This is a genomic window from Chitinophaga jiangningensis, from assembly GCF_900142605.1.
GTDB lineage: Bacteria > Bacteroidota > Bacteroidia > Chitinophagales > Chitinophagaceae > Chitinophaga > Chitinophaga jiangningensis.
In genome coordinates, this window is the sequence record NZ_FRBL01000004.1 from 20100 (window position 1) to 38868 (window position 18769).

An 18769-nucleotide genomic window follows, 5' to 3' on the forward strand; every position below is an offset into this window, starting at 1 on the left:
ATTGGTCCATGATCGGTATTATATTTGAAAATTTTGTGTTCGTATATGGCCTTGCCATGTTGTTCATCTACGCCCTGCTGGCGTTGCTGAGCAACATTGGGGTGCGCCTGTTTAAAAAACGCAGTAAGTATACCGACTATTCCCTACTGCTGGATTCCCCGCTAACACCGGGCATTTCCGTGATCGCCCCTGCTTTTAATGAAGGGGTGACGATCATTTCCAATGTACGCTCGTTACTAACGCTGAACTATACACGATTTGAAGTAATCATCATCAACGATGGCAGCACGGACGACACCCTGCAAAAACTGATCGATGAGTTTGAGATGGTGGAAGTGGACTTCGCCTATAATGAGCGTATCATTACCCGCCCGGTGCGTAAGTTTTTTAAGTCCACCAACAGTGCGTACGACAAGCTGCTGGTGATTGACAAGGTAAATGGTAAGAGCAAGGCGGATGCGTCCAATGCGGGCATCAATGCAGCGGCCTTTGACTACTTCCTCTGTACAGATGTGGATTGTATTCTCGAGAAGGATACCTTATCCCGCATGATACACCCGTTTCTCAACGAATTCCAGAATAAAACCAAAGAAGTAGGAGAACCCTGCCCGGAATGCGGCTATGTACATATTGTGGAAGACAGCACCCGTGTAATTGCCTCCGGCGCTACCCTGCGTATTGCCAATTCCAGTGAAGTGGACGAAGGGGTGATGGTAAGGGTAAGGCCTCCGTCCCGCTACCTGCCAAGGTTCCAGGAGATGGAGTATATACGCGCCTATGTGCTGGGGAAAATGGGCTGGAGCATGATCAATGCTGTGCCCAATGTTTCCGGAGGGTTGGGATTATTTGATAAAGAGATAGCAATCAAAGCCGGGGGGTATGACCATCAGTCATTTGCGGAGGACATGGACATCGTAACCCGTATGTGCGGTTATATGCTGGACAACAATCTGAAATATGCCATCCGGTATATTCCAACTACGCAATGCTGGACCGAAGGACCACCGAATATGAAAGTATTCAGCAGGCAACGGACCCGCTGGGGACGCGGGCTGGCGGAGATCATCACCATTCACAGGCACCTGCTGTTTAATCCCCGCTATAAGCAACTGGGGTTGGTAGTATTGCCTTATAACCTGTTGTTCGAATTCCTGGCGCCTATCATTGAAGCGCTGGGACTGGTATCTATTATTTGGCTGGCCTTAACAGGGCAGATTAACTGGCCTTATGCACGGATACTGTTATTATTCGTATACCTGTATTCCGTGATGATTACCACACTCGCTTTGTGCTGGGATCAGATTACGTATCCGTATTACAAAACTACCAGGGAGGTGTTCGGCCTAACGCTGATGGCGTTCCTGGAACCTTTTATATATCATCCGTTGATTGTTTTTTATGCCCTTCGCGGATACTGGTTCTTCCTCATCGGGAAGAAAACCAGCTGGGGAAATATGCAACGACAAGGCTTTGCGCCTAAAAAACCAAATTAAATTAATGCATGTGAAGGTAATGCCATACAAATTTATCATTCCGTTGATGTTGGTGTGCTTCGCCATGGAGGCGCAGGGGCAGATTATTAATCTCAGGAAGAAGAAAAATAAATCCGAAGAATACTACAACCAGGCGGTAGCCGAAACAAAGCAGCAACACTACGCCAAAGCCATCGAGTTATCGAAGAAGGCGCTGGCGGCGGAGCCAGACTTTATCGACCAGGAGCTGCTGCTGGCACGATTGTACATGCTTACGAAGCAGTATGATCTCTCCCGAAAATATATCAAGCAGGTACTCGATAAAAATCCAAAATATAAGGATGCCTACTACTACGGCATCAATGTGGAAATGACTACCGGCAGGTATCCTGAAGCCGAGTGCTATGTAGATGAGGCCCTGCTGAACTTCCCGGGCAACAAGGAATTCAAGATCCGGAAAATCAATATCCTGGATGCACAGGGCAAGCTTCGCCGTGCAGATGGCTATGCAGAAGAGCTGATGGATAATTTCCCGGAAGATACCATCGTGCGCCGCGCTTATATTGATCACTACCTGGAAGCAGGCTATTATCATCAAAAGAACGGCAACTTTACGCTGGCCCGCACCAATTTCGATAAAGTGCTGGCAGTGGACCCCAATAACAAAGATGCCCGCGAGGCCACGCTGGGCGCAGAACTCAACGGTGGCAACCGAACGGAAGCCCTAAGTATTATCGACCGGGAACTGGCGAAGCAACCTGGTAACTATGATTTGTTAATGAAGAAACTGGGGCTGCTGCAGGATATGCATCAGTACGCAGAAGCACTCAGCGTGCTGCAACAGATCTACCGTAAATATCCAAACGATGCCAAGGCACGAAGTATAGAAAGCACGCTACGTATGGAAGCAGCGGCTTATTATACCAATACGGACCCTTACATGCTATATCTTTCTGTACTGGAAAAAAATCCGGGCAACAGGGAAGCACTGGATAAAGTAATTGGCTACGCCATGACGAGAGGCGCCTATATAGAAGCGCTCACCTGGATCAACCGGGGCTTGCGTGCCAACCCGAATGATAGTCGCCTCTTAGGGCTAAAACTGGACATTCTGGAAAGCGACCAAAAATACAGCGCTGCTGCCGCCATTGCTGAAATACTTTACCAGCGCACCCCTACGGCCGACCTGAAAGAGCGGTTAACAGATTTACAGTTGCGTGCCGGCAGGGAGTATTTAAAGGAAGAGCAGTATGACCTGGCAATGGCAGCATTTCAGTCGGGCTTAAAAATAGCTCCAAATGATACAAACTTATTATCGTTGGTAACCAACACTTACCTGCTGATGAAGGATAATAAAGGGGCTTTGAAATCGATCGACAATGCCCTCTCCTATTATCCGGACAACGAAAAGTTCCTGGTACGAAAAGCCAGTGTGCTGGAGGCTTCCGGGAAGTATGAGGAAGCAGCGCAGTTGCTGGGCAGGTTGAGTGCCAGTCATCCTGGTGATGAAGGATTTAAAAATACCCTGGTGGATTTACGACTCAGCATGGGGCGTAATCTGATGCGTGCAGAAGAATATGAGGCTGCCAAGCAGCAGTTTGCAGCGGTGCTGGAAGCGCAACCGGATAACCGGGATGCGCTGGATTATATGATTAATATGCAGAGTGCTACCGGTAAGGCGGATAGCGCCATCTATTATGCCAATAACGCGCTGGTGTATTATCCCAACGATAAAGACATTTTGCTAAAGAAAGCAGGTGCATTGCAGCAGCTTGGCCAAAACAGAGAAGCAGCGGCTATTGCAGCCGATCTGATGGCACGGTATCCATATACCTCCAAATACCGGGACGCCTATACAACTTCCTTGCTGGCGGCTGCCAGTGATTACCAGAAAGCACAGCAGGCGGATAGTGCGCTGTATATGTTTCAACAGGTGCTGGCATTGAATCCGAAAGATTCGCTGGCTTTGCAAAGCAGTATTAACCTGCTGAATGCACAGCAGCGGTACGACAGTGCGCTGGCATATGTTAATGAAGGATTGCGCTATTATCCTGAAAATGAAGGGCTGCTGCTGAAGCGGGCGGTAACGCTGGAAAATAAAAAAGACTTCACCGGTGCAGCGCTGGCAGCGGACACACTGGCACGCAAATACCCTACCGCTGCCAATAAAGATTATTACGACCTGCTGTACAGCAAAACGCTGCGGAATCAGTTTGCACTGTATTACCTGAACAGCAGCTACGACTATACGTCCAATAAATACAACATTGCAACGGTGGAGTACCGGCGGTTTATGAAGCGCGGCGGATCGTATGCATTCCGGCTGGATTATGCCGGCCGCAAGGATGGTAATGGGTTGCAGGGAGAGGCGGAAATGTACTACGTACATAATCCAAAAATGTACAGCTATGGATTGCTGACTTATTCGAATAAGGTAGTGTTTCCGCAATTGCGTGCTTCCTATTCGTTGTTCAAAACCTTTGGTAAGGAAATCGAGGGAGAGCTGGGTGTGCGTTATTTAAATCTGGACAGCATTACCAGTATTTCCGGTGTGGTGAGTATTGCAAAGCCATTTGGTGATTTCTGGGTGAATTTGAGAGCTTATGTGATCAGTGAGGAGTCGGACCTATACACTTCCTTCAACCTTACTACGCGGTATTATACCGATGCAAAGCGACAGGATTTTGTGTCTGTGATTGCCGGCCTGGGTACTTCTCCGGATGACCGCAGCCGTTTGATCAATTTACCGCAGCTCTCGGGTTTGCTCACGCACAGTGTGGCTGCCGGTTACCAGAAGGTGATCAAATACAGGACTACCCTGGGTTTATATGGCACCTGGATTAATTCAAAAGTGGCGGATAACCAATACAACAACCAGTACGATATTTACCTGCTGTTTATGCGTAAATTCTAACTGATGTATACAATGAGCAGTCTATTCCTTTCAGTGATGATGATGGTGAGTGCCGGTTGCAGCAGCAACAGCGGCGATGTTCCGCTGGTGACTGCGGGCAAAAGTGCGTATACGATTGTTACACCTGTGAGTCCCAGCAAGGCGGAAAGCAAGGCCGCGGGGATTGTTCAGGAATACATCCTGCAGGTATCCGGGGCGAAGCTGCCGATTATGCAGGAGAGCAATTTTGATGGCAGGCAGGCCATTTATGTGGGCAACACAAAACATACCAGTGGTCCGGTCAGCATCAAAGATGACGGGTATTATACCGGGGTAGCGGAGCAGTCGCTTTACATCCGCGGTGGTAGTGGTAAAGGCGTGATATACGGCGCCTACCATTTTGCGGAAGCGTATATGCATTGCCGTAAGCTGCCGGGTGTACAGCCCGTTGTTCCAGCAAGCAGGGATATAAAGGTCCCTGCCGGCATGAAGGATCTCAGTGAGCCGGATTTTATTTATAGAGAGAGTTATTATCCCGCGTCGGCGGACCCGCTGTACCTGGAATGGCATGGATTGCAGCGCTTCGAGGATCTGTGGGGCCTTTGGGGGCATTCTTATTTCAAAATTCTTCCACCTAAATCATACTTTGCTACACATCCGGAGTACTATTCCATGGTGAATGGGAAGCGGCAACCTTTGCAGTTATGTTTGAGCAATGAGGAAGTATTTAAGCTTACCGTAGCCTTTTTTAAGCAGGCCATTGCGGATAATCCGGATGCTATCTACTGGTCCATATCCCCTGAAGATGGCCCTGGTGGCTGCACCTGCGATCAGTGTAAGAAAGCAGATGCGGAGGAAGGGAGTCAGTCCGGCTCGCTGATCAGGTTTGTGAACCGGGTGGCGGCAGTCTTTCCGGCGCAGCGTTTTACAACGCTGGCGTATGGCTATACGAGCAAGGCGCCGGGTAAAACCAGGCCGGCGGACAATGTTTATGTATTGCTGAGTACCATTGATGCCTACCGGCAAACACCTTTGCAGGAGGCACCGTCCGCAGCCGGGTTTAGGAAAAACCTGGAAACCTGGGAAAAAACGGGGGGGCACTTATTCATCTGGGATTACACGACGCAGTTTACCAATTACCTCTGTCCTTTTCCGGACTACAATAACCTGGCTGCAAACCTGCAGTATTTTGCCGCGCATGGTGTGAGAGGAGTGTTTAGTCAGGGTAGCGGGGATACTTATGGTGATATGGCGGAATACAACAGCTATTTGCAGGCGGCGCTGCTGTGGAATACCAAGGCGGATGCTGCAGCGGTGAGTGCCGACTTTATGAAAAGCTATTATAAGGCAGCGGGCGGCCCTATGCAGCAATATGTGCAGGCATTAACAGCTGCGGTGAAATCGACCAACGCCGTGCTGGATATCTACGGCAGTCCGATTTACAGCGGGAGGGATTACCTCTCCCCTGCCAACCTGGATAAGTACTCCAACATACTGGATCAGGCGGAAGCGGCGGCGGAGAAGGATACCGCGGCGCTGCAGCGGGTGTACCGGGCGCGCTTACCGCTGGAGTATACCGTATTGCAGCAATCGCGGGTATACGGCACTGAAAAATTTGGCTACCTCGTGCCGGGTAACGGTAATGCCTATACGGTAAATCCTAAATGGCCGGCGAGGGTACAGCGGTTTACCGCGCAGGCAAAAGCGGCAGGCGTGACCGAGCTGTCGGAAGGCGGGTTATCACCAGAGGCGTACCAGCAGCAATGGCAGTTGCTACTACAGCGGCCCTGGGTGGGTGGACTGGCTTTCAGGGCACCGGTGACGCTGGTAAACCCTTATACGCCGGAATATAGTCCTATGAAGGAAAAAACCCTGACGGACGGGCTCACTGGTGATAAAGATTTCAGCTACAACTGGCTGTTTACGTATGGCAAGGATATGATTGCCACCGTTGATTTAGGGGGAAGCAAAGCTGTGAGCAGCGTGCAGTTAAATTTCCTTCAGGATGCGCGTCATAATATCTTCCTGCCAGTAAAAATAATAATTGAAATTTCGGGAGATGGTAAGGCCTATACGAAAATAGGCGAGCAGGCGGGCGGACTTCCTAAGGAAGAGGATTACGCGGTGGCGATTCAGCATTACCAGTTTAAAAATAATAGGAAGCCTGCCCGGTATATCAGGGTCACCGCTACCTGTGCGGCCAGCATGCCGGAATGGCGGGCGATTCCGAATAAATTGCCGGCGGTTTGCTGTGATGAGGTGGTGGTGCTGTAGTGGTATGTGGCGGTTTGGCGATATGGGAGCCGGGTGGTGATTCATTGCGAAATCTTCGATTTGATCTTCACGATAATTATAATTCGTATACTCATATACGTTATTTTTTTCGCGAAGATTGCGTTTGATAGACGCCTGCGAGGCGTCTCTACTTCATGACACAATTATGCAATAAATGTGTAGAGACGCCTCGCAGGCGTCTATCCGGGTAATTCTCCGCTTCAATCTCCGCAAAAATTCATTTCGTATACCCACAAATGTTATATTGTTTTTAGCGAAGATGGTGTTTTGATAGCCGCCATGCTTGGTGGCTCTACAGTCCGAAAGGTTTAATACCGCTATGCATTACCGCGTGACGGTCTCCCCATTGATGCCGCCTTGTGGCTGCAGCCTCTACAAATAGCTGACATTCAAATCTTTCAAAAAAATCTGAAAATTAATTTGGAATTAATAAACAGTGTTCATTATATTTGCACTGTAAACATTTTCAATGGGCATTACAGAAAGAAAAGAGAGAGAGAAGGCAGAAATGCGGCGGCGTATTGTGGATGCGGCAATAGATATGTTCGTAGCGGAGGGATATGAAAAAGTATCGATCCGGAACATCGCTGATAAAATAGAATACAGCCCGGCCACCATTTATCTCTACTACAAAGATAAGGATGAATTGCTGTACGATGTACAGGCCGAAGCATTTCAGAAGCTGGCAGATCATTTCAGGGCACATATCACGTCTGATGATCCGCTGGAAAGACTGCAGCAGCTGGTGATGTCGTACCTGGATTTTGCCCGTGAATATGAAGAACTGTATGACCTGATGTTCATCATCAAAGCACCGATGAACTCCGTGGAAAATGACGCTGAGTGGGAGAATGGCCAGGATGCCTTCAGCCAGCTACGCGATAACGTAAGCGCCTGCGTAGCAAAAGGACTCATCCGCTTCACCGATCCGATGATTGCTACCTTAAGCGTTTGGGCCTTTGCCCATGGCTTCCTCAGCCTCAACCTGCGCTGCCGGATCAAGATAGCGGAACTGGACGAAGCAAACATCCCTATCATGATGCGAAACGCCGTCCAGCACTACCTTGACACCATCAAAGTATAACAAAAAGCCTCCGGGCTTTTTTTAAAGACTAGTATTAAACATCGTTCAGTATATCAACATCGATAACTATAGCCGCATGGCTATTTTTTTTAACAACATTAATAAACACTGTTTATAATGTCAACATTAATAACAAAAGGAGCATTGTTAATAAGCGCTATTATCTTCAGCATCGGCGCTCAGGCACAACAATCAGTGCTGGACAACTACATCCAGGAAGCCTTTAACTCCAACAAAGGACTAAAAGATCAATACATACAGCTCGACAAATCCCTGTATGCACTCAAAGAAGCGAAAGCCCTGTTTAGTCCGGATGTATCCCTGCTCAGCAGCTACGTTAAGTCAGGCGGCGGCCGAACAATAGACCTCCCGCTGGGCGATATGATGAACCCGGTGTACTCCACCCTTAACCAGCTGACGAACAGTCACAACTTCCAGCAACTCAACAACGAAAAGTTTCAACTCAACCCCGACAACTTTCTCGACACAAAACTCCGCACCAGCATGCCGCTGATCAACGCTGAAATCTATTACAACCAACAGATCAAACGCGAACAGCTCAGCCAGCAACAAGCCGCAGTAAACGTATTCAAACGACAGCTGGTACAGGATGTGAAAGCCGCCTACTTTCAATACTACCAGGCCACCCAGGCGGTAGCGATTTATCACAGCGCCCTGTTGCTTATCAACGAAAACATCCGCATCAACGAAAGCCTGGTACGCAACGGCGTGCGCAACAACACCGCACTGTACCGCTCCCGCACGGAAAAAGAGAAAACAGAAGCCTCCATCAACGAGGCTACCAACACCAGGGAAAATGCGAAAGCTTACTTCAACTTTTTGCTGAACAGAAGCCTGCAGGACAGTATTCAGCTGGACAGCAACCTGCTGGAAGTACCTGCAGAACAGGTATACTCAGCAGATATAAATGGCAGGGAAGAGCTGCAACAATACAAACACGCGGTTAGCGCCTTACAGCTTAACACCAAACTGCAACGCAGCTACCTCGTTCCTAAACTCAACACCTTCCTGGACCTGGGAAACCAGGGCGCACCCGAACGCTTCGACAACACCACCCGCTACTACTTCTTCGGCGTAAACCTGGAATGGAACATCTTCAATTTTCATAAAAGCCGCTACCGCATAAAACAAGCGGAAACCAATATGCAGTCGGTATCCATGATGGCTTCCCAAACCGAAGACCAGCTCCGGCTCCAACTGCAACAAGCCCGCAATAACTACGGCACGGCTATACGAAATTATAACAGCGCTAAAAGTCAACTCGATTTTGCAGAACGCTACTACCGCGACCAGCTGAAAATTTACAAGGAAGGGCAGCTGCTCTACCTCGAACTGCTGGATGCACAAAACCAGCTGACACAGGCCCGCTTACAAACTTCTGTTACGCAAGCCGCCGTACAAACAGCCTTCGCCGGTGTAGAAAGAGCACAGGCGTCTTACCCAATCAATAACAACAAATAATAAATCGTACTCCCATGAAACAATTTCCAATCGCTATAGCTATATCCGCATTCTTGGCTGCCTGCGGCACTAAACCCGAAGTAACGCAGCAGGACAGTACCAGCATCATCCCGGTAAAAACAATGGCCCTTCAACAGCATGGAGGAATGCAAACCATTCACGCTTCCGGGCAGTTCACCACGGACGATGAGGTATATCTCTCCTTTAAAACCGGCGGTATCATCAACAGTATACTGGTAAAAGAAGGCGACCCCGTTCGCCGCGGACAACTACTCGCCACCCTCAATCTCACCGAGGTAAATGCACAGGTGCAACAGGCCTCCCTCGCTTTTGAAAAAGCACAAAGGGACTACCAGCGAACCAATAACCTGTATAAAGACAGCGTTGCCACCCTGGAACAGCTGCAGAACACCAAAACTGCGCTGGACCTGGCACAGCAGCAACTGGCATCTGCAAAATTCAATCTCTCCTACTCTGCCATTCACGCCACCCAGGATGGTTTTGTACTGCATAAACTCGCCAACACCGGGCAGGTGATTAGTCCGGGTACGCCCGTACTGCAAATCAACGGCGCACAAAACGCACACTGGATACTTCGTATAGGCGTCAGCGATGCGGAATGGGCCAGCGTTAAAAAAGGTGATCCTGCTACCATTGCAACTGAATCAGCAAAAGGCAATTCCCTGCCGGCTACGGTAGTACGTAAATCGGAAGGTATTGATCCACAAAGCGGCACTTTCACCATTGATGTGCAGTTGACCGGCGCCAAACCTACTGCCATTGCGGCCGGCATGTTTGGCAGATGTACCATACAAACAGCTGCCGCCGATACCTCCGGCCTGTGGCGAATCCCCTACGCCGCCCTGCTGGATGGCAACGGCAGCAGTGGATTTGTATTTGTTACCAACGATAACAAAACGGCCCATAAAGTACCGGTAACAGTGGCCGGTATGGAAAAAGACCAGGTGCTCATCAGCGGCGGCATTGAAACAGCAGCTAAACTGATCATCTCCGGTAGCGCGTATCTCAAAGACCAGTCACCCATCCGCATCATCCAATAATCCGCACGCATGAAAATCTCTAAATACGCCGTAAAAAATTACCAGTTCACCCTGGTGATATTCATCATGATCATTGTACTGGGCATCAGTACCATCATGAACATGTCGCGCTCCGAAGACCCGGAGATGAAATCCCCGCAATTCTCTGTGGTAGTGATTTACCCGGGCACCAGTCCTAAAGACATGGAGGACCTCGTAGTAGATCCGCTGGAGAAAAATATCTACAGCCTGGAAAACATCAAACGCCTGCGCACCACCATCAACGATGGGGTGGCTATCCTCCAGGTAGATTACAAATACAACTCTGATGTAGAGCAGAAATACCAGGAGCTGGTACGCGAGGTAAACAGCATGCGGAGCCAGCTGCCCGCGGACATTTTCAGCATAGAAGTGAAAAAACAGGAGCCCTCGGATGTAAACATCCTGCAAACAGCACTGATATCAGAGAGCGCCTCCCGCGATCAGCTTCGCTTTTATGCGGACAAGCTGCAGGAAAACCTGGAAAAAGTACCGGCGCTGAAGAATGTAAAAATTCATGGCCTGCCTGATCAACAGGTACGCATTGAATTACAGCTGGATAAAATGGCGCAGCTGCACATTCCCGTAGATGCCGTTATGGGCGCGGTACAGAGTGAAATGGCCAACATCCCCGGAGGCAGTATTGATGCCGGTGAAAAAAGCTTCAACATTAAAACCAGCGGCAACTACAACGACCTGAAAGAAATAGCCAACACCATTGTAGCCGCGGCCGGCGGCAAAAACATCTTCCTGAAAGATGTTGCGCATGTATACTATGGTTTCGATGATGAAAAATACTTTGTGCGCCTAAACGGGCATCGCAGCGTGGTAGTATCCGCCGCTCAGAAAACCGGGGAAAACATCAGCAAAACAAAGCTGGATTATGAACCGGTGATTGCTGCCTTCAAAAAAACATTGCCGGCCAATATTGATTTAGTTACCTACTTCAACCAGGCTGACGCCGTAAACTCCCGGCTGGCAGGGCTTGGCAAGGACTTCCTCATCGCTATACTACTCGTGGCGATAACGTTATTACCACTGGGCCAACGGCCGGCTATCATCGTGATGATTTCCATTCCACTGTCGCTGAGCATAGGCATAGTACTGCTGCAACTCTTCGGTTACAACCTGAACCAGCTCAGCATTGTAGGCCTGGTGGTGGCATTGGGACTGCTCGTGGATGACAGCATTGTGGTGATTGAAAATATTGAACGCTGGATGCTGGAAGGGCATAGTCGCATGGAAGCCACACTGAAAGCCACCTCTCAGATAGGCCTGGCAGTAGTAGGCTGCACCGCCACACTCATCATTGCATTTATGCCGATTGTATTTATGCCGGAAGGCGCCGGAGATTTTATCCGGGGATTACCGCTGGCAGTGATTTTCAGCGTACTTGCCTCTATGGCTGTTTCGCTTACCATTATTCCATTTTTGGCGAGCCGGTTATTGAAGCAGCATGCTAATCCGGAAGGAAATATCTTCATGCGCGCCCTGAAGCGGATGATCCATGGCAGCTATGCGCGTTTGCTGGATAAAGCGCTGCATCGTCCGGTGCTGACGGTAATTGTATCACTGGTAATTTTTGCGGGGTCTATTGGGGTATTACAAATAGTGGGTTTCAGCCTGTTCCCTTCTTCTGAAAAACCACAGTTCCTGGTGAATGTGATTGCGCCGCCACAAAGCAGCCTGGAGTATACAGACAGCATTGCCCGTAAGCTGGAAGCAGTACTCCACCAGGAAAGCGCCGTGAAATATGTAGCCAGCAATATCGGCAAGGGCAACCCCAGGATTTATTACAATGAGGTGCCGGAAAATGAACGCAGCGATTATGCGCAGCTGTTTGTACAGCTCGACCCGCATACCAGTCCTGCCGCCAAGCTGGAGCTGATCGAAAAGCTCCGCAAACAGTGGACACCTTTTCCGGGAGCCAAAATTGAAGTGAAGAATTTTGAACAGGGGCCACCAATGGCCGCGCCGGTGGAAGTAAGGGTATCCGGTGATAACCTGGACACGCTGCGTACCCTGGCGGAGAAGGTGGAAAAGATGCTGGAAAAAACGAACGGTACACTTTATATCAACAACCAGGTAACCCATCTGAAATCCGACATCCGGGTGAAGATCAACCGGGAAAAGGCACAACAGCTGGGCATTCCAACAGCCAGCATCGACAGAACGGTGCGACTGGCAGTAGCAGGTATCAACCTCGGGCGTTACAATGATAAAAACGATAACGACTACGATATTTTGCTGACGAGGGAAAAAACGGGCAAGCCTACACTGGATGTATTTCGGGACCTGTTTGTGAACAATAACCAGGGTGTAGCCATTCCTTTATCACAGGTAGCTACGCTGGAAATGGAAACATCGCCACTGGTAATACGCCATCATGAAAAGAACAGGATGGTGGTGATTACAGCCTTCGTGAAAAAAGGTATGCTGGCAGATAAGGTGATCAACGATGTGATCGGACAGATGGATAAAATGAAGCTGCCGGCAGGTTACAGCTATGAGATGGGCGGTGAGGTAGAGAGCAGAAAAGATTCTTTCGGCGGATTCCTGACTATCATCATTGTGACCGTGTTTATGTTTGTGGCGGTGCTGATACTGGAGTTCAAAACGTTTAAGAGCACGTTGATTGTATTGTCGGTAATACCACTGGGTATTGTGGGGGCGGCGCTGGGGCTATGGATGACCGGCAATTCCCTCTCGTTTGTTGCGATCATCGGCCTGATTGCACTGGCGGGAATAGAAGTGAAAAATACCATCCTGCTGGTGGACTTTACCAACCAGCTGCGCCGGCAGGGGCACACGCTGGAAGCAGCGATCCGTGAGGCAGGGGAAGTACGCTTCCTGCCTATTGTGCTAACTTCCTTAACTGCCATTGGTGGACTGATTCCGATTGCGATCAGCACCAACCCGCTGATTGCACCGCTGGCGATTGTATTGATAGGTGGCCTGATCAGCTCTACCCTGCTGTCGAGGATTGTGACGCCGGTGGTGTACAAGCTGATCCCACCTAAAATTGAGGTGGAACCAGCGGCGGGCAGGCAGCAGTCGGCACCAAGGATGATGGAATTGGAAGAAGTGTAAATAATTGGAAATTATCAGGGAATATGTACATTTACAGATAATTGGCACATCACCAAATTCCTTGAAAATTAGATCTTATGAAAAAAATCTTCCAGGCAGTTGCTGCCTTCCTGTTAGTGATCTGCATGACTGCACAATCATCGCAGGCACAATTAAAAAGATTTAGCATTGGTCCGTTTGTAGAAGCCGGGTTCCCCACCGGAGATTTCAGTGAAACCAATAAAACCGGTTATGGCATTGGCATAGGTGCCGACATTAAACTGGTGGCTGGATTGACTGCTGTGGGTTCTGTGAGCTATTTTTATTTCGGTGGCAAATCTTATACAGGTCCGAACGGTAACAGTTTTGACTGGGCTGACGTAAAAGCTATTCCAATCCGCCTGGGATTAAGATATAATTTAATCTCCATTCTCTATGTTAAATTAGAAGGTGGTACCGTACAATATGCAGGTGGTGATTACAACGGTATTGGTGGTCTGGTTGCGCCAGGCGTTGGTATCCGTGTATTAGGCCTGGATGTGGAAGGTAAGTATGAAGCCTGGTTTAAAGATGCTACCCGTGGATTCTGGGGGCTGAAAGCAGGATATAATTTCTAATTTCCCATTCATAAAGAAAACACCCCATCGCTGTACGCGATGGGGTGTTTTCTTTTATATCAGAACCGGAAGTCCGTGATAAATAACCAGTTTAATATACCGTTACCGACCAGGTTCTGTCAAACAGCTGCCCCGGGTGCAAGGCATTAATGCCTTCCTTGTCCGGCAATTGCCCGGTTGTATTCACACTGTCTGCAATACCGCACCAGGGCTCTATACACACGAAGTCCGCATCTTTAGCGGACCAGATGCCCATATAGGGGAACCCGTCGAACTGCACAGTGAGGCCATAAACAGTCAGATCACTTTTAATGGAGATTTTATTGGAGGCGAGGTTTTTAAACACCAGCGCATCCTCATAAAACATGGGTTTGGTGAGCGGCAGCTTTGTGGTGCCCTGCAGAAACGGCACAGGGGTGGTTTCTATTTGTCCACCCGGGGAGAGTGGCCATTTACCGGCACTTTCCGGCTGACTAAACTCCAAATAATAATCGGTGAATGCTGACCCGTCTGCCAGCGGCACACGGAAAGCCGGGTGTGCCCCAACAGAGAAATACATCATATCCTCTCCGGTATTTTTTACATGATAGGTAACGGAGAGTGTATTTTCTTCCAGCACATAGCGAATACTGAAAATAAAATGAAAAGGGTAAACCTTTAGGGTGTCTTCATTGTCTATCAGGGAGAAGAGCACACTATCGGGGCCTTGTTCTGTGACTACAAAGTTCATATCCCTTGCGAACCCGTGCCTGCCCAGTGAGTATTCGTTACCGTTATAAGAATATTTATTACCGAGGAGTCCGCCGACGATGGGAAACAGCACGGGGCTTTTCTTTCCCCAGAAATCGGGATTACCGCTCCACATATATTCCTGGTTGGTATCATTGCGGAGGATGCTTTGAATTTCCGCTCCTTTTTCTGCGATAGTAACCGTTAGTTTTTCATTGGAAAGCCGAATCATGACACAGTTATTTAATGCTAAGCCACGAAGATAATCTGTAAATTGCAAACCGGTAAGCATGAATCCGAAACAAGTGCAAAAAATAAAATAGTGTATATGGAATCATTAAAAGGTAAGAAAGCCCTCATCACCGGCGCCGGTAAAGGAATTGGCCGTGCCATTGCGATAGCACTGGCGGCAGAAGGCGTGGATATTGCCCTGATGGGCCGCTCAGCAGGGCCATTGGAAGAAGTAGCAGCAGCAGTACGCCAGCAGGGCGTAAAAGCAGCGGTGGCCACCGGCGATGTGGCAAAAATCGACGAAGTTAATGCAGCCGTTGCCAGTCTTACGGCCGAGCTGGGCCAAATCGACATCCTGGTAAATAATGCCGGCATATCCTCCTTCGGTGGCTTTATGGACCTCACTCCTGAAAGATGGGAAGAGATCATCCAGGTAAACCTGCTCGGGGCATATTATGTTACCCGCGCGGTGCTGCCATCAATGATCGACAGAAAAACAGGTGACATCATCAATATTTCTTCTACTGCCGGCCAGAAAGGTGCGCCTGCCACCAGCGCCTACAGCGCTTCCAAGTTTGGCCTGCTGGGCATGACGGAGTCGCTGATGCTGGAAGTACGCAAACATAATATCCGCGTGAGTGCTTTAACTCCCAGCACCATCGCTACCGATATGGCTAAAGAACTGAACCTGACGGATGGCAATCCGGAGAAGGTAATGCAGCCGGAAGACCTGGCAGAAGTAGTAGTGGCGCAGCTGAAGCTGAACAGAAGAGTACTGCTGAAATCAGCGACCCTGTTTTCTACCAATCCTTAATTTGTAATTTAATCAATACCGTGCGCAGCTTCATGTACAGGCTTACCTGTATCCGGAAGTATCGACAACATTCTCCAAACGACTAATAAGCAAACAATACCTGCTGCCAGTCCCATTTGTAATGCCGGCAGATAGTTATTGTTGTTTGTATGAGTGTCCAGCACTGCATAAAAGATACCACCAATGATACTAATGCCTAATGCAGATGCTGTTTGTTGAAAAGTTGAAAATATTCCCGAAGCTGCGCCGGCATCTTCCTGACTAATATTGTTTAACACCACGTTCAGTAAAAAGGGTAATACAAAACCATTACCCAAGCCGTATATGGCTAAAAACAACATGGATACCAACGGCCTGTCGTAAGCTGTGAAAAAGAAAATCTGTAACAAAAATGATAGTAAGATAATCCCCAGGCCGAGCTGTAATATTGATTTCCCATACCTTGGAAGCAGTTTACCGGCAATCATAGATGAGATCATGAAGAAAATGGCATGCGGTACAAAATACATTCCACAGGCGACCGCATCTACTCCCAGGCCACTTTGTAAATACACTGCAATAATTAACAGGTAGGCCGTATGAAACATGAAATGGAATAGGACTGCAAATAACCCGATCCTAAAATCCATTAATTTGAAAAGCAACACATCTATCAGTGGGAACTCCCGGTTTGCCAGTTTTCTTTTTTGAATGGCAACAAAGTAAAGGAGTAATAATACTGACGCAAGCAATAACCAAAAAAACCAGGAAGGAAAGCCACTATCCCGACCTTCGGTCAACGCGTATATCAGGCAGGCGAGGCCAATCGTTAACACCACTGCTCCTTTATAATCAAATTTTATTCCTTCCAGTCTTGGGGTTTCTGCCAGGTAAAAATGAATGGCAAAAAGCGATAAAATACCGACAGGAAGATTGATAAAAAATATCAAACGCCAACCTGCTATCACTAAATGGGTTTCTGCCAGGTATCCGCCCAACACCTGTCCGATAATTGCCGCAATACTTAATGTTATGCCGTACCAACCGATAGCGGCTGCTCTTTCTTTACTCTCCGTGAATAAAAGCTGGATAAGTGAAATAGATTGCGTCACCATAAATGCGGAACTCACTCCCTGAAGGAAACGGGCTATATTTAGCTGTGTTGCATTTTGGCTCAATCCACAAATGCAGGAGGTAATAGTAAAAGCGAACATTCCCCAAAAGAAAACTTTCTTTTTACCTAAGAAATCACCTGCCCGTCCTCCGATAATCAGGAAGCAGGCACTTCCTAACAAGTAGGCCGCTATCACCAGTTGTATTTCTCCATCAGATGCGTGAAGTTGGCGTTTAATGGTGGGTATGGCGATATTAATCACAAAAATATCAATCACATACAATAAGGGCGCAGTAAGCACCACAACAAGTGCTAACCACTTATTAACAGTAGCTTTCATAAATAAAATAAAATTGCTGAAGTAATGCAGCAAAAGTAGCTCGGTATCAACCTGGCTACAACCGAAAACTTAACAACTATTTTTTTAAACCAGCTGTGTTAATATTAGTTCCTTTTTTTCCTTCGGGAGATATCAGAGCGGTGACGGATAGTCGATCCGTTACCGTTATAATTCCAGGTGATGCGTTAACCATTTATTGATATAGAACAGTACATCTTTGCTATTCACCTCATTGTGCAGTTCATGATAATCCCCCGGCCATTCCTTATAGGTGATCAGGTTTTGCGGCGCTCTTTCCGCGAAGAGGCGGGAGCCCTCCACGGCCGTGAGTTCATCGGCGCTACCGTGAATCAGCAGGCTGGGCACCTGCAGGTTTTTAGCATGATGCAGGCACCACAGTCCATTTACAATCATATCGTTTGCCAGGCGCAGGCTCATTCTGTCGTGCCGTTGCGGGTCCGCCCTGAATTTTTCCACCTGCTGCACATCATGGGAAATTTTTGTGATATCGAGCCCCTGGCTGATTCGCAGGTTGGGCAGGATAGTGGCGGCTACACGCAGGAAGGCTCTCAGCAGCGGCCCCGGGCGCCTGGCCACGATCAGCGCCGGTGCTGAAATAACGGCGGCCTCAATATTGGGTTGTTTGCGCAGCAGGAAGCCTGTGAGCATGCCCCCGCCCATACTATGGCCGTACATAACTACCGGCTTGTTATACAGGTCCTGCACATGCCAGAGAAAATCATTGAGGTAGTCCATAGTAAAATCCAGCCCCCTGGTGGCTCCCCGCAGGCCGTCGGTGCCGCCGTGTCCGTAGTGGTCGATCCCCGTAACGGCATAGCCTTTATCAGCGAAGTAGGCAGCCACCGCATCGTAGCGGCCTATATGCTCCCCTATTCCATGCACAATGATCATCACATGGCTGTATTGTTCGGGTACCCATTGTATTCCGTGAAAGCGGGTATTGCGGGCTGTCCAGTAGAATTCGTTGCCTGTCATGCAGATGAATTTTCTTTTGAGAGATAACAGTTATGGCGTAAAACGAAGATAAACAATATCTTTAAGCCCAAAATCTGCAATACAACCAAACATGAGTAAAGAGAATACCGGCTCACCGGTGTATAGTATTCCGCTGCGCTACCGGAAAATGGAGAACCTGCACATCGTTTTCTGGCTGTTAAAAGATATCGGCTGGTGTATGGTATGGAAGCCACTGGGGATAGCCATGATTTTTCCCACCCTGATTATTTCGATCATCATCGCCTGGCGTACCCGCCAATACATGGCGGAGCTGACGCATAACCTGGCCATCACCTTCTGGATCAGCGCCAACTCCTACTGGATGATCAGCGAGTTTCTGCATTTTGATGAAAAAATCGTTTTTGGTGCAGTAACGTTTAAACACCTGGCGATGGTCCCGTTTACACTGGGCGTGCTGGTGCTGGCGTTTTATTACGGGTATTACCACCCTACCCACAAGGAGGAGGACGAGGAGATTGTAGAAGGATAGCCCTTACATCTCCCTAAAAAACAATAGCCGGGCCACTCTCCTACATGAAAAGAATAATTGCGGG

At 48.5% G+C, this 18769-nt stretch carries 13 protein-coding genes; 10 read left to right on the forward strand and 3 right to left on the reverse strand.

From position 1 onward, the window contains the following. Positions 1 to 8: 8 nt before the first annotated feature. From BUB18_RS10395 to BUB18_RS10430, 8 genes are all read left to right on the forward strand, one after another. Positions 9 to 1493: a glycosyltransferase family 2 protein gene (locus BUB18_RS10395; RefSeq protein WP_073080533.1), complete on the forward strand. Its 1485-nt coding sequence runs from the start codon at positions 9 to 11 to the stop codon at positions 1491 to 1493. Between the two features lie 4 nt (positions 1494 to 1497). After that, on the forward strand, positions 1498 to 4386 hold the full coding sequence (locus tag BUB18_RS10400; RefSeq protein ID WP_073080534.1) for a tetratricopeptide repeat protein: 2889 nt from the start codon (positions 1498 to 1500) through the stop codon (positions 4384 to 4386). Between the two features lie 12 nt (positions 4387 to 4398). Further along, positions 4399 to 6639 (forward strand): DUF4838 domain-containing protein, encoded by a 2241-nt coding sequence (locus BUB18_RS10405; protein ID WP_178372114.1) that lies wholly within the window; start codon positions 4399 to 4401, stop codon positions 6637 to 6639. A 490-nt stretch (positions 6640 to 7129) separates the two neighbouring features. Further along, complete coding sequence (locus BUB18_RS10410) at positions 7130 to 7744, forward strand: TetR/AcrR family transcriptional regulator (protein WP_073080537.1); 615 nt, start codon at positions 7130 to 7132, stop codon at positions 7742 to 7744. A gap of 117 nt (positions 7745 to 7861) precedes the next feature. After that, complete coding sequence (locus BUB18_RS10415; RefSeq protein ID WP_073080538.1) at positions 7862 to 9226, forward strand: TolC family protein; 1365 nt, start codon at positions 7862 to 7864, stop codon at positions 9224 to 9226. A gap of 14 nt (positions 9227 to 9240) precedes the next feature. Then, a complete protein-coding gene (locus tag BUB18_RS10420; RefSeq protein WP_073080539.1) occupies positions 9241 to 10287 on the forward strand; it encodes an efflux RND transporter periplasmic adaptor subunit in 1047 nt (348 codons plus the stop codon). A 9-nt stretch (positions 10288 to 10296) separates the two neighbouring features. After that, positions 10297 to 13395 carry an efflux RND transporter permease subunit gene (locus tag BUB18_RS10425; protein ID WP_073080540.1) on the forward strand — a complete coding sequence of 1033 codons (3099 nt, stop codon included), beginning with the start codon at positions 10297 to 10299 and terminating at the stop codon, positions 13393 to 13395. Between the two features lie 77 nt (positions 13396 to 13472). Further along, positions 13473 to 13991, forward strand: a complete 519-nt coding sequence (locus BUB18_RS10430; RefSeq protein WP_073080541.1) for a hypothetical protein — start codon at positions 13473 to 13475, stop codon at positions 13989 to 13991. 91 nt (positions 13992 to 14082) lie between these two features. Here the strand turns inward: BUB18_RS10430 and BUB18_RS10435 are convergent, their stop codons facing one another. Further along, positions 14083 to 14952 carry an aldose 1-epimerase family protein gene (locus BUB18_RS10435; protein WP_073080542.1) on the reverse strand — a complete coding sequence of 290 codons (870 nt, stop codon included), beginning with the start codon at positions 14950 to 14952 and terminating at the stop codon, positions 14083 to 14085. A 96-nt stretch (positions 14953 to 15048) separates the two neighbouring features. On the opposite strand from BUB18_RS10435, the gene BUB18_RS10440 reads away from it, so the two are divergent. Further along, the gene (locus tag BUB18_RS10440) at positions 15049 to 15765 is read left to right on the forward strand and encodes a 3-ketoacyl-ACP reductase (protein WP_073080543.1); all 717 of its coding nucleotides are present in this window, start codon (positions 15049 to 15051) and stop codon (positions 15763 to 15765) included. A gap of 8 nt (positions 15766 to 15773) precedes the next feature. Here the strand turns inward: BUB18_RS10440 and BUB18_RS10445 are convergent, their stop codons facing one another. Together BUB18_RS10445 and BUB18_RS10450 are read right to left on the reverse strand one after the other, a co-directional pair. Continuing rightward, the gene (locus tag BUB18_RS10445; RefSeq protein WP_073080544.1) at positions 15774 to 17198 is read right to left on the reverse strand and encodes an MFS transporter; all 1425 of its coding nucleotides are present in this window, start codon (positions 17196 to 17198) and stop codon (positions 15774 to 15776) included. Between the two features lie 165 nt (positions 17199 to 17363). Further along, the gene (locus BUB18_RS10450; protein WP_073080545.1) at positions 17364 to 18194 is read right to left on the reverse strand and encodes an alpha/beta hydrolase; all 831 of its coding nucleotides are present in this window, start codon (positions 18192 to 18194) and stop codon (positions 17364 to 17366) included. 91 nt (positions 18195 to 18285) lie between these two features. On the opposite strand from BUB18_RS10450, the gene BUB18_RS10455 reads away from it, so the two are divergent. Continuing rightward, entirely contained in the window at positions 18286 to 18705 is a 420-nt protein-coding gene (locus tag BUB18_RS10455) for a hypothetical protein (protein WP_245805648.1), read from the forward strand. Positions 18706 to 18769 lie beyond the last annotated feature (64 nt).

Bases quoted from the DNA above. Each gene is read 5' to 3' on its own strand.
- BUB18_RS10410 (WP_073080537.1), top strand. From the start codon at position 7,130: ATGGGCATTACAGAAAGAAAAGAGAGAGAGAAGGCAGAAATGCGGCGG.
- BUB18_RS10450 (WP_073080545.1), bottom strand. From the start codon at position 18,194: ATGACAGGCAACGAATTCTACTGGACAGCCCGCAATACCCGCTTTCAC.
- BUB18_RS10445 (WP_073080544.1), bottom strand. From the start codon at position 17,198: ATGAAAGCTACTGTTAATAAGTGGTTAGCACTTGTTGTGGTGCTTACT.
- BUB18_RS10435 (WP_073080542.1), bottom strand. From the start codon at position 14,952: ATGATTCGGCTTTCCAATGAAAAACTAACGGTTACTATCGCAGAAAAA.
- BUB18_RS10420 (WP_073080539.1), top strand. From the start codon at position 9,241: ATGAAACAATTTCCAATCGCTATAGCTATATCCGCATTCTTGGCTGCC.
- BUB18_RS10395 (WP_073080533.1), top strand. From the start codon at position 9: ATGATCGGTATTATATTTGAAAATTTTGTGTTCGTATATGGCCTTGCC.
- BUB18_RS10405 (WP_178372114.1), top strand. From the start codon at position 4,399: ATGAGCAGTCTATTCCTTTCAGTGATGATGATGGTGAGTGCCGGTTGC.
- BUB18_RS10415 (WP_073080538.1), top strand. From the start codon at position 7,862: ATGTCAACATTAATAACAAAAGGAGCATTGTTAATAAGCGCTATTATC.
- BUB18_RS10455 (WP_245805648.1), top strand. From the start codon at position 18,286: ATGAGTAAAGAGAATACCGGCTCACCGGTGTATAGTATTCCGCTGCGC.
- BUB18_RS10430 (WP_073080541.1), top strand. From the start codon at position 13,473: ATGAAAAAAATCTTCCAGGCAGTTGCTGCCTTCCTGTTAGTGATCTGC.
- BUB18_RS10400 (WP_073080534.1), top strand. From the start codon at position 1,498: ATGCATGTGAAGGTAATGCCATACAAATTTATCATTCCGTTGATGTTG.
- BUB18_RS10425 (WP_073080540.1), top strand. From the start codon at position 10,297: ATGAAAATCTCTAAATACGCCGTAAAAAATTACCAGTTCACCCTGGTG.
- BUB18_RS10440 (WP_073080543.1), top strand. From the start codon at position 15,049: ATGGAATCATTAAAAGGTAAGAAAGCCCTCATCACCGGCGCCGGTAAA.